Origin of the sequence: Psychrobacter sp. Pi2-51 (genome assembly GCF_904846665.1) — a bacterium.
GTDB lineage: Bacteria > Pseudomonadota > Gammaproteobacteria > Pseudomonadales > Moraxellaceae > Psychrobacter > Psychrobacter glaciei.
On sequence record NZ_CAJHBP010000001.1, the window covers coordinates 1 to 12,858 of the forward strand.

The window sequence follows — 12,858 nt, forward strand, 5'->3', positions numbered from 1 at the left end:
TTTTTTGAGCGTAGATACAGTAGCTACCTCCATGGCCAAGTCATTGTTAGCAGCACCTTATCATCTACGTTCTTTGATGCTTCCAACTTCAAGTTTGGTAGGCACGGGAATGGTTACTTATAAACCTAATGGTAAAAGTACAGCTAATAACCAAGGTTATGTCTTGGTCAGCCATGCTTCAGCGACACAAACGACCAAAGACAAATCAGTTTCAGGTATTTTTACCTATCCATGTCAGGGTATGACTGGAACAGTGACCGCACTATACAACGAGACACCAAACCCTGTTAAAGGTACTGGACGCAATTTGCGCACTGATCCTATCGGACAACCCGTTTATATTAGTATGCCGTCAGCTAAAAATATTAAGGTCAGTAACATCAATTTTAGAGATACGCAGCGCAACGCAGATATGCCAATTCAGTTAATTGATTTTGATAACGATCCGTATGCCAATACCAATTACGCGCTACCAGCGAACGAAGCTTTTATCTTACCGCTGACCGATGCACTAAAAAGCTGTGAAACCAAGCGCGCGGCAAATCAAAGCCAGCAATGTGGTCTTTATGGCAATACTAAGTATCAAGTGAGCTTTGATATTCTAGTCGATAATAAAACCTTACAAAATAAGTCATTTACTTTTACTACGGGTGAAGTGAATTACTAGTTAATCTGATTGACTGATATTGTAAAACAAGGGCTGAATCAGGTAACTGCTTCAACCCTTGTCATATAAAAAACCTGTAAGACTATTAAAAGGTATAAAAACCTAAAAATAATCTCTCTTAGAATGATGAGTTCGGCTGTTTTAAAAATACTTTTTCGTCACTAGTTGTTTCTCTACCTAGCGTTTTATTACGATGCGGATAACGACCGAACTGATCGATAACGTCTTTATGACGATGTTCAAAGTCTAAAGTAGTCGCGTCATTGAGTTGCTCAAACAACGTCAAATAGCGCTCATGGATAACGGCTGATTCAGAATGCATAAACGGTATAATAGTAAATCGACGCCACTCCATCGGTAACGTGTCAAAATGCGGCTGTTGAATGGCTTCTTGTGCTAATACCACTGCCATACTGTCTTGGGCAAAAGCGCACGCTTGCCCGCGGCATAGATTGCGTGAAAACTGATCTAAGACGATAATTTCTGCCAGACGTCCTGCCAAATTAGTCATTGAGCTATTCACATCATTTTGATTTTCAGACCATCGCCAAGGCGCACATTCACCTTGTTTTGCTGCCTGCCAGATTTTGCCAAACTTATCGTGAATACGCTGATCAAAATCATCATTTTTTGCAAACCAATGCTGCTCATTATTTTTATCAAACCAAAAATCCAATACTGCACGTGCATTAGGGTCGAGATGGGTCAAATCAATATTTCTGGATTCAAGTTTGGATAAGTTGGTTTGGCTGGCAGCGCTGGAATAATCGGTTGATAGTGACATAAAATATTCTAATTATGATGGATTTAGTCTACTATAGCGCACTTAATTAGCGATGTCACAATGCTAAGAAAGCACAGTACTAAAAAACGCTCATACTACAAACAAGCATTGTTATCACAAGCTTTACTACCGCATATACAAGCCATTAGGTTGTCTCTTATGAACTCAACAAAAAACACCAAACCAGTTTCGATGCCAACTTCGATACCAACGCCTTATTATCTGCTCGATGAAGCAGCAATCGTTACCAATATGCAGATAATTGCGCGACTTTGTGAGTTGTCTGGTGCAAAAGCGTTGTTGGCGCTCAAATGCTTTGCTACGTGGGGCGTGTTTGATGTCATGCAGCCCTATTTGCATGGTACTACTTCGTCGTCACTCAATGAAGTGCGCTTGGGCTATGAAACCTTTGGTAGCAACAACGACGGTAGCAGTGAAGAAAAGAAAGAAACCCATGCCTATAGCGTTGCCTATAGCGCAGATGAAATCGATGAAGTATTGAGCTATGCCGATAAGATTATCTTTAATTCAATCTCTCAGCTTAATGCGTTTAAAGACCAAGCTGGCGCAAAAAATATTCCAGTTGGACTACGTTTAAACCCAAAGACTAGCAACTCATCGTTTATCATCGCTGATCCTGCGCGTCCTTTTAGCCGTCTTGGTGAGCATGATAAAGATAAGATTGCAGCAGTGCTTGCTGACATCACTGGAGTCATGATTCATAACAATTGTGAAAATGACAGTTTTGAGGCCTTTAGTGACAGTTTGGCGGATATCGAAGACAGGTTTGGTGACGTTTTAGCACAGCTTGAGTGGGTCAGTTTGGGCGGTGGCATTCACTTTATCGCGCCTGATTATCCGTTAGAAAAACTCGCCATGCGATTGAAAGCGTTTAGTGAAAAATACGATGTGCAAGTTTATCTAGAACCAGGTGAGGCGAGCATTCATGGCGCTGGATCATTGGTCACGACGGTCTTAGATACGATGCACAACGGAAAAAACCTAGCCGTTGTTGACGCTTCTATCGAAGCGCATATGCTAGATTTGTTGATTTACCGTGAGTCAGCACCCATTGCGGCTATTAACGAAGCGTTGATTGATATTGTACCTGCCGATATGGCTAAAACAGTGGACATTTCGGACAACACTATTATTTATGGTCGTTCTTGCTTGGCAGGTGATATCTTTGGCGAGTATGCCTTACCTAACCATTTACAGGTAGGCGATAAGATTGCCTTTGGTAATGCGGCGGGCTATACCATGGTGAAGAAAAACTGGTTCAATGGCGTCAATATGCCAGCGATTGTTATTCGTCGTTTGGATGGCAGTATTGATGTGCAGCGTGAGTTTGATTATCAAGATTATAAGGCGAGTTTGTCTTAGTATTCGCCGTTCGATGATGCTTGAGCACAACCAGATTGTATCTTAACCATTAATTATTGCCGAAAAGCCTGCAAAAATTGTTATAATCGCCACGGGCAAAACCAGCTATTTTTGCCCGACGGGTGCGTGGGTTTTCCTCGGTCTTCCTTTTTAATTCACGCATATCATTCACTCGTTTCTGTTTTGACTGGCCATTTCTTAGGCGATGACAGGGACACAAAGGAGGATTGTTGCATTGAATACCAACCAACAAGCTAAGCCCAACAAAAAAGATGTACTCATCATCGGAGCAGGCGGTGTCGCTCAAGTAGTCGCGCATAAATGTGCGATGCATAATAATGTGCTCGGCGAAATTCATATCGCCTCTCGTACTCAAGATAAGTGTGATGCTATTGCGCAAAGTGTCAAAGACAAAGGTAGTTTTAAACAAGCAGCTATTTTGCACACGCATCAAGTTGATGCCATGGACAGCCCAGCACTTATACAGTTGATACAAAATACTGGTGTGCAAATCGTTATCAATGTCGGCTCGTCATTTATCAATATGACGGTGCTAGAAGCTTGTATTGAGACAGGTGTTGCTTATATTGATACCGCTATTCATGAAGACCCACGCAAGATTTGCGAGACACCGCCATGGTATAACAACTATGAATGGCAGCGTAAACAGCGCTGTGTGGACAACAATGTCACGGCGATTTTGGGTGCAGGCTTTGATCCCGGCATGGTCAATGCTTACGCGCGTCTTGGCTATGACATGATGGATAAAGGCTCGGTAACTGATATTGATATTATTGATATCAATGCTGGTAGCCATGGTAAGTATTTCGCCACCAATTTCGACCCTGAGATTAATTTCCGCGAATTTACCGGCACGGTCTATTCTTGGCAGGACAGCAAGTGGCAATCTAATAAAATGTTTGAAGTAAAGCGTACTGATGATCTGCCCGTCGTTGGTGTGCAAAATAGCTATTTAAGTGGTCATGATGAAGTGCACTCGTTGTCTGCTAACTTGGATGTGCCCAACATCCGCTTTTGGATGGGCTTTGGTGAGCATTATATTAATGTATTTACGGTATTACAAAGTTTAGGTCTACTCTCTGAGCAGCCAGTAATGACCGCTGAAGGACAAGAAGTCATTCCGTTGAAAGTGGTCAAAGCAGTGCTACCAGATCCAAGCTCGCTTGCGCCAAATTATACGGGCAAGACTTGCATCGGTGACAAAGTCAAAGGCACTATTAATGGCGTCGATACTGAGGTGTTTATTTATAATATCTCAGATCATGAAGACGCTTATAATGAAGTCGGTAGCCAAGGTATTTCTTATACCGCAGGTGTGCCACCCGTTGCTGCCGCTATGCTGGTCGCGACTGGCGAATGGGACGCTGGCAAGATGGTTAATATCGAAGAGCTAGATGCTAAGCCGTTTATCAACCTACTTAATAAGATTGGTTTGCCAACACGTATCAAAGATAGCGAAGGCGATAGAGCACTAGCGTTCGACATTTAATACGTTATTTGCATTCAAAAAAAGCCCGTTTAACTTCTCAGTCAGAGAGTTAGACGGGCTTTTTTGTGTGGTCTGTGTCGTTTAAATTGAGATGTGTCTAAAATTGATATCAGTAATGCGTGGTGTATTGATATGACTTTTCACTGACTATATTTAATGAACGTCTCATGATTGGGAAGATTATCATTATTAGTACGGTGATTTGCCTATTTGGTCGTTGAATCTGACCACCATGTGATTTGATGTGTTAATTGATAGCTATGCTTGATAATTGTTATCATGAAGTATCTAACAGGCACAAAAAAGCTGAGACATGCTCAGCTTTTTTATTTTTCTAGATATTTAAAAACTATGAGCTAGGCTCAGGAGTTTCTGAAAAATTTAGTCATTTTCAAGGAAAGAGCGCAAGTGCTCAGAGCGTGAAGGATGACGCAATTTACGTAGTGCTTTTGCCTCGATCTGACGAATACGCTCACGTGTCACATCAAACTGTTTACCTACTTCTTCCAGCGTATGATCCGTTGGCATATCGATACCAAAACGCATTTTTAGCACACGCGCTTCACGTTCAGTCAAGTTACCCAACACATCACGGGTGGCTTCACGTAGACCAGCAGACGTCGCATCATCGACAGGACTTGAGATAGTACCATCTTCGATGAAATCACCTAGATGCGAGTCTTCATCGTCACCAATTGGCGTCTCCATAGAGATAGGCTCTTTAGCGATTTTTAGTACTTTACGGACTTTGACTTCGTCCATCTCTAAGCGTTCGCCTAATTCCTCAGGCGTTGGCTCGCGTCCCATTTCTTGTAGTAGCTGACGTGAGACACGGTTGATTTTGTTAATGGTCTCAATCATATGCACAGGGATACGGATGGTACGCGCCTGATCTGCGATAGAACGGGTAATCGCCTGACGAATCCACCAAGTGGCATAGGTCGAGAACTTATAACCACGACGGTATTCAAATTTATCGACCGCTTTCATCAGACCAATATTACCTTCTTGGATAAGATCCAAGAACTGTAGACCACGGTTGGTATATTTTTTGGCAATAGAAATAACCAGACGTAGGTTGGCTTCGACCATTTCTTTCTTAGCGCGGCGAGCTTTTGCTTCACCAACAGCCATACGGCGTGCCACATCTTTCATGTCGTGGATTTTCATGTCGAGCTGCTGCTCGTAATCCCGAATTTTACGCTGTAATAAAATCACGTCATCGGTGACTTTTTCTAGAGTGCCAGCAAACGCAGGCTTACCTTTGATACGCTCAATGAGCCAATCAACGTTGGTTTCGTTACTAGGGAAGGTCTTGCGGAACTCATCACGCGGCATACGACCACGGCGAATCACCAAACGCATGATTTGACGTTCTTGTTTACGCACATCGTCATACACGTCATGCATAATAGCCATGACTTGATCTGACAAGCGGTTGTTTAGCTTGAGCATCATAAAGCGCTCAGCAAGTAGAGCATACGCTGTGTCAGCCTGTACGCTACCACGGCCATAATCGAGCAAGGCTTGCTTGGCTTTGATAAATAGATTTTCGATCTCTTCTAGACGTAGGCGTACTTCTTCTGGATCGATGCCGCCAGTTTCTTCTTCCTCTTCCTCAGTGTCATCAATATCATCAGAGTCGTCGTCATCGAGATCGTCTTTAGCATTGGCTTTTGGCTTGACTGGTGGTGGGTTTTCTTTTTCTTCTTTGATTCGTTCTCTTTCTTCTTTTGCCGCCTCTTTGGCTTCTTGTGCGGCTATTTTGTCTTCTTCGGTTTCAGGATCCAAAAAGCCAGTAATAACATCAGAGAGCTTTTTGTCACCATCTTGTACTTTTTGATATTCATCAAGGACGAATTGTACTGTACCAGGCCAATAAGACATGGCATGCTGCACGTCACGAATACCTTCTTCGATACGCTTGGCAATAACAATCTCGCCCTCACGGGTTAGCAAATCGACCGTGCCCATTTCACGCATATACATACGCACAGGGTCGGTGGTACGACCTGGATCGGTTTCAACTGCGGCTAATACAGCGGCGGCTTCGTCTGCTGCCGACTCATCATCACTCGAATCATCGTTCATCAAGATGTCATCGGCATCAGGTGCAGATTCAAAGATTTTAATACCAACGTCGGTCAGCATTTGCACAATATCTTCGATCTGATCGCTTTCGGTAATAGAGTCGGGCAGTTGGTCATTCACCTCAGCATAGGTTAAATACCCTTGCTCTTTACCCATTTGGATTAAGGTGGCCAGTTGAGATGTGGACTTAGAAACTGACTTATCGTTCATAAATACTCGCTTACTTGCATCGGACATTTTTATATTGTGACGCGCTATCGCTGGCTGGGTGCGTTGATCTTATCAATCGATTGATCAAAATATGGCGTAGAGGTTGTCAATAATATCAAAAATGAGTGGATATGAATAAAGGCTCAAAACACTACAATAACAGGGCTAAAAAACCACTAAAAAACTGTTAAAAATATATCAAAAATAATAATTGCTAAAAGTAATACTTAAAATTCGTGCTTAACGATGCATGCTTATCATCATTTCGTAAGCCATGCCATAAATAGTTAGCGACACAGTTTAACACAGACCAGTGTAATCAAGCACGAGGTAGTAAATGCTCTCTACCATTTTTTACTATCTGCTTAACGATAAAGAAACGGTCTGAGCGACTGGCCATAATCATTATTAGTGGGGTCAATCATCATACTTTTAAAGGGCTGGCATTTTATAAAACACAAATAACACCAAATATTACGACTGAACCGTGACCATCTGCGCTGATTGTTCGGCTTGCTGTGCACGTAGCCAATCATTTAATAACTGTGACTGCTTACGAACTATCGCCAGCTTAATGTGGTCAGGGTTTTTGATCAGCTCTTGCATCTTTTTTTGCAAATGTAGCTTAAGCAATTGCATGACTAAATTTTCGACCAATTCATCGAGGCTTAAAATATTTCTTGCCGTTAACGTTTTATAAAATCCACCCCAACTACGGCTGAGTGTCTCTTGAGTCATCGGCTGTACGTTAGACAATATAAAGTGCGCTGCTGCGTTAGCATCTGTTGGTAGGTATTTTAGGCAACGCTTGATCGTACTGACAATATCCAACAGGTCGGTATCTTGCAGGTCTTCCCAAGCAAGTGGACGAAGGGTATCGCTCGCAGCTTTCTGTTTGATATGCGCAGGCAGCTGTAAGTCACTGATACCTGCTTGTTGCCAAATCGATTCAATAGGGTCTTCGAGTAAGGCGCGCGGTTGGAATAAAAAGCACAGCTGCAACTGCTGGCTGATGGTCATGTCACCATCAAAATCTAGCAGGGCGTCTTTCGCTTCGATGTTTTGACTGCGTTTGCCACCAAGCTTTTGATAAATGTCATTATTCAGCAGGTAACGAAAGCTACTGCCTTTGGGAAGCGCCATGGTTAATGAGCGTACCTGTGACATCAGCTTGGCTTTGCCTTCTACCAAGGTCAAATCGTAGCGTTCGCTTAAGTAGGCAAAAATATACTGTGACAGCGGCATGGCATTGGTGATTTGCTCCCGCATGGCGTCACCGCCCTGACTCTTGATAAAGGTGTCAGGGTCATGATTATTCGGTAAGGTCAAAAACCGCAGCTCTTTATCATCAGCCAGTACAGGCAGAGCAACTTCTAGCGTGCGCCAAGCGGCTTTTTGTCCAGCACTATCACCATCAAAACTCAGTGTGAGGGTTGGGTTGAGGGTCAATAGCCGTGATATTTGGCTCTCATTAATCGCTGTACCCATAGAAGCAATTGCGCCATAGATACCGGCTTGGTAAAGGGCAATCACATCCATATAACCTTCGACCACTAACCAGCTGTCTGCGCGCTGCTGGCGAGATTCATAATAGCCATACAGTACGTGCTGCTTATGAAAAACGGGCGAGTCGGAGGAGTTAATATATTTAGGCTTTACTTCATCATCTAATGCGCGACCGCCAAAGCCAATGGTGCGGCCTTGATTGTCTCGAATCGGAAAAATCACCCGATCACGTAGTAGATCATAATCGCGTCCGGATTCTGATTGGCGAACCAGACCTAGAGCTTTGAGTCCTTCAATGTCCTGCGGAAACTGATGCTCAAGATGCTGCCAACCAAATGGCGCATAGCCTAGACCGAAAGTCTCAAAGATGTCTTCCGTGATACCACGCGATAAAAAGTAATGTTTGGCATGGGGGTGTGTCGTCAGACTGTGCTGATAAAACTGCTGAATTTGCTCTAACAGATCGTATAGGTTGCCGTCTTTATCAGAGACACTATTATCACTAGGTAAGCCTGCACCAGTATTGGTATCGGTCAACCATGCAGGTGGAGCGCTATCATTAGCTGTATCTTGATAATCGGTGGGATAAGAATCCGTCGGGTAAGGCGCTGAATCGTAAGCGTCTAACGATGGATAACCGTCGTAGCTGTCTTCATAGCTATTGTCATAACTGGTGTCATGGCTATTGCTGTCATTATAAGTAGGCTGATCTGCATAATTTTTCTGCTGATAATCAGGCGCTATGCTTGATGGTAATTGCTCATCGGCAGTTGGCTGAAATTTAACGGTTTCAGCCGGCGCACGCGTGGTAGGTTTTATAGCAGGTTGTTTTTTTGTGCGCTGATAACTGACGTTTTGCTGTTCTTCTTTTGGGACTTCAATACCGGTTTGTTTTGACAGTTCATTGACCGCTTCAATAAAAGTGAGGTTCTCATAATCACGTAAAAAACTGATGGCATTGCCGCCGACACTACAGCCAAAGCAGTGGTAAATGTTTTTTTGTGGATTGACATAAAAAGAAGGCGATTTTTCACCATGAAAAGGGCAGCAGCCCTTAAACTCACTTCCAGCACGTTTAAGCGTCGTGTGACGCCCAATAATACTGATTAAGTCAGCTTGGCTATTTAATTGTTCGAGAATGTGGTTTGGAATACTCATGCAAAAAACAGTTTACCATAGGACGATTATATTGGGGAAAAGCTGAGCGACAGAAACAGAAAAAATAAGGCCAACATGAGCGTTGGCCTTATTTAGTTGATAATGTTTCTTGATATGCTAAAAAGAAAAAATGCTATCTTAATTAATTTAGATAAGCCATCTTAACTCTAAAGCATTTATTCATCATCCATATCGGTACTATCGACATTTGGATTTGATGGCGTAATACCAACACCTTGGTCAGATAGCGTTGTACGGCGTGTAGGGTTGATATTTTGTGGATCTACATTCGCTTCTCTGGCGGTAGAGCCAGTGCTCGATTGGCTAGTGACGCGCTCAGTGGACGCCTCAGGCAGACCCAATCCTACATTGATGCCATTACCACGTGTAGGAGAAGTATTGGCTATCGGTGCGTTGGCAGACGTCGTGTTTTCGCTAGGCAATCTTAATTGACTGGCATTACGAATAACTTGAGTTTTGGTCGCGCCAGTATAATTACCTTCAGAGACCGAGCTGTCTTTAATACCTGAACGGCCAAGCTTGCCAAAGGTTAGCTTGTTAAACCAAGTGCGGTCACGTTTGGTGTTGAGCTTAACGCGTCCATCACTGGTCAGCCAATTTGGATAGTTGATCTGTAATAGGGTTTTGTATTCTTTTGCCAAGTCCGTTAGCCCCAGTTTTTCATGGCTATAGGCCAAAATGGCGATGGCTTCGGGTACAGATTCACTCAGTGGATAGTATTGAAACACCCATTTGGCACGGTTGACAGCAGCGACATAAGCCTCACGCTCAATATACCAACTGGCGGCACTCAGCTCACTTTCGGCAAACTGGTTGTAAATAAAGGTCATACGCTGCGCAGCATCTGGCGTATAAGGACTATTTGGGTATTTATTAATGAGCTCTTGGAAGTTGGCAAAAGCGATACGCAGATAGGCAGTATCACGTTCAGCTTGGTTCAGTTTGAACAGTTTAAGGCCTTCAGACGAGCCTTGCATATTGGCGACACCGCGCACGTAATAGGCGTAACTGACTTGAGGGTTAGAAGGGTAGAGACCGATAAACTGATCGGCACTAGCCGCTGCCAATTCGAACTTACCGCTTTCATACTGGGCATACATCATATCGAGCAGGGCTTGCTCAGCATATTGTCCGGTAGGATAAAAGGTACGCAGATTGGTCAAGTCTTCAATCGCTTGAATATAACGAGATTTATCAATCTGAGCGATGGCATCGTTATAGTAGCCTTGCTCTGACTTTTCCGCAGTTTCGACTGCATCGACGTCTTTGTTGGTCAGGTTCTTGAAAGTTTGACAACCCACCAAGTTGACACTTATTGCAAGCAGGGTGATTGAGGACAGTTTGATAAACGTATTGCCAACAGCGTGCATACTTCTTCTCCGACACAAGGCGCATAATAGCAGCGACGCTATCATACTATATATAAGGTTAATAATAAAAACGATGCTTATCGCACCAGTTAACTGTCTATTATTGAGCGTGCTAGTGGTTAAGACGACTCGTAATTGACATGATTTTTATCAAAGGCAGTTTTTGCTATGACCTATTAAGAGGGACGTTTTTAAAAATACCGTGCCATAGCATACAGTAAAATAACGCTTACTTTATAGAATAACCACCGTTTCGTCTATTTTTTCGTCATCTATTTTGCAGTTCATTTATCTAAGCTGCTTTGAATTTTAGCAAGCCTGCAATATTTATCTTAGTGTATGACAGTTTGACCCGCGGATATAATCCTGAACGTCTTTGTCTATTATGTTTCATCTATCACGTTTCAGCTTTGCAGTTTAGCATGAGCCGCCGCAACGAGCGATATCGAATGTCACTGACATCGACAAATATACAGTAAATTACAGCAATGTCATATTTTAGAGAGTTAATCGTCAATGATTTAGGTATCAAATGATATGCATAAAGTGACAGATAACAGTCAGCTTCTATAGGGCTTGAGCGCTTGGCATGCTACACTATGGCAGTATTGCCTCTGCTTTTTTGACCATGATAGGTTTTAATCATCAAGGCACGGCACTGTTTTTCTTATACAGCACTATATTTTCTCATTATGTTTTCCTATTATATTCTCTTATAAAGTGCCTTACAAAAACCTGTCAGGGACTTTGCTATATATAAATATAAATCTGTTATGAATAATAATACTATGACCACCCATTTATCACCGAATCAATCGCTAGATACTGATTTATCAGCGCCACATTTATCAGCGCAAGAGCCTTCCATGCCAAATAACGTTTTAAAAAGTAATGAATCATCTGATGCTAAGCAGCTAGAAACTGAAGACCGCATCAACGCAAAAACTGTGTCCAATGAAGCCCTCTCAGGCGATGCTATGTCACAAGCGTCAGAAAGTATTGTTTCAGAAAGTGCTGTCTCAAAAGATGCTGCCTCAAAAAATAGTGATATGCTCGATGAAGAGATGATTGAGGACTATGAAGCCGATGAGGCTGATGAAGGGATTGATGACAGTGACGACGATGACGCTGATTATGAAGCGCCAACTATAGGCCAAGCGGTGCCAGTCATTATCGATGCCAGCTACACGGTCACCGAAGAAGAAGCTGGTCTACGTATCGATAAGCTGGCATCACTGGTGTTTACCGACTTTTCGCGTGCGCAGTTGCAAGGCTGGATCAGCGATGGTAGCTTACTGTATAACGATAGCGTGCAAAAACCAAAAATTCGAGTCAAAGTAGGTGATGTCATACATCTATCAACGACGTTGCAGCAGCATAGTGAAGATCAGCCAGAAGACATCGATATCGATGTGGTGTATGAAGACGATGATGTCTTGGTGATTAATAAGCCAGTTGGCATGGTTGTTCATCCTGGCGCTGGCAATCAGACGGGCACCTTGGTTAATGCGTTGCTATATCATTATCCACAGCAGCATCATTTGCCGCGTGCCGGTCTGGTGCATCGCATTGACAAAGACACTTCTGGATTGTTGCTTATTGGCAAGACTAAACCTGCACAAATGGCATTGATGGATCAGCTAAAAGACAAGTCAGTCTATCGTCATTATCAGTGTGTGGTGGCAGGGGATGCGGCAAGTTTATTGCGTCATCGCCGTATCGATGCACCGATCGGTCGTCACCGTAGTCAGCGTACCAAAATGACGGTCATGACGGCAGGTCGTGAAGCAGTCACGCACTTATTAAATGTGACCGCGCTCAATGGTAATTACTGTCTGTTAGACGTGGGTCTTGAGACGGGTCGTACGCACCAGATTCGTGTGCATTTAAGTCATATTACCTATCCGATTGTAGGCGATCGCGTCTATGGTGGTCGCCGTCAACTGCGGGCAGGTCTGACAGAAGCACAGCGTCAGGCGATCAGCAACTTCCCGCGCCAAGCCCTGCATGCCTATACGTTGGGTTTTGTTCATCCGACGACAGGTGAGGATGTCGAAGTCACAACGCCAATCCCTGAAGATATGCAGCAGCTAATGACAGTGTTAAGTGATGGCTACGATGAAGAGTAACCGTACTGTGTAAGCAGTCGCGTAAATAC

General features: G+C 43.3%; 7 protein-coding genes and 1 pseudogene. 4 read left to right on the plus strand and 4 right to left on the minus strand.

Annotated elements, in window-relative coordinates; translation table 11 throughout:
- Positions 1 to 667 (plus strand): annotated as a pseudogene (locus JMY08_RS00005) (CAP domain-containing protein); the annotation flags it as partial.
- A gap of 118 nt (positions 668 to 785) precedes the next feature.
- On the opposite strand, the gene JMY08_RS00010 reads toward JMY08_RS00005, so the two are convergent.
- Entirely contained in the window at positions 786 to 1,451 is a 666-nt protein-coding gene (locus tag JMY08_RS00010) for a DUF924 family protein (RefSeq protein ID WP_227679534.1), read from the minus strand.
- A 159-nt stretch (positions 1,452 to 1,610) separates the two neighbouring features.
- On the opposite strand from JMY08_RS00010, the gene JMY08_RS00015 reads away from it, so the two are divergent.
- Positions 1,611 to 2,834, plus strand: a complete 1,224-nt coding sequence (locus JMY08_RS00015) for a carboxynorspermidine decarboxylase (protein WP_227679535.1) — start codon at positions 1,611 to 1,613, stop codon at positions 2,832 to 2,834.
- A 235-nt stretch (positions 2,835 to 3,069) separates the two neighbouring features.
- Positions 3,070 to 4,344, plus strand: a complete 1,275-nt coding sequence (locus JMY08_RS00020) for a saccharopine dehydrogenase family protein (protein ID WP_201588377.1) — start codon at positions 3,070 to 3,072, stop codon at positions 4,342 to 4,344.
- A 381-nt stretch (positions 4,345 to 4,725) separates the two neighbouring features.
- On the opposite strand, the gene rpoD is transcribed toward JMY08_RS00020, so the two are convergent.
- The 3 genes from rpoD to JMY08_RS00035 all read right to left on the minus strand — a co-directional run bounded on the left by rpoD (position 4,726) and on the right by JMY08_RS00035 (position 10,700).
- Positions 4,726 to 6,645 (minus strand): RNA polymerase sigma factor RpoD, encoded by a 1,920-nt coding sequence (gene rpoD / locus JMY08_RS00025; RefSeq protein ID WP_189584832.1) that lies wholly within the window; start codon positions 6,643 to 6,645, stop codon positions 4,726 to 4,728.
- A 474-nt stretch (positions 6,646 to 7,119) separates the two neighbouring features.
- The gene (locus tag JMY08_RS00030; protein WP_201588378.1) at positions 7,120 to 9,309 is read right to left on the minus strand and encodes a DNA primase; all 2,190 of its coding nucleotides are present in this window, start codon (positions 9,307 to 9,309) and stop codon (positions 7,120 to 7,122) included.
- Between the two features lie 176 nt (positions 9,310 to 9,485).
- A complete protein-coding gene (locus tag JMY08_RS00035; RefSeq protein ID WP_201588379.1) occupies positions 9,486 to 10,700 on the minus strand; it encodes an outer membrane protein assembly factor BamD in 1,215 nt (404 codons plus the stop codon).
- Between the two features lie 773 nt (positions 10,701 to 11,473).
- On the opposite strand from JMY08_RS00035, the gene JMY08_RS00040 reads away from it, so the two are divergent.
- The gene (locus JMY08_RS00040) at positions 11,474 to 12,829 is read left to right on the plus strand and encodes an RluA family pseudouridine synthase (protein ID WP_227679536.1); all 1,356 of its coding nucleotides are present in this window, start codon (positions 11,474 to 11,476) and stop codon (positions 12,827 to 12,829) included.
- Positions 12,830 to 12,858 lie beyond the last annotated feature (29 nt).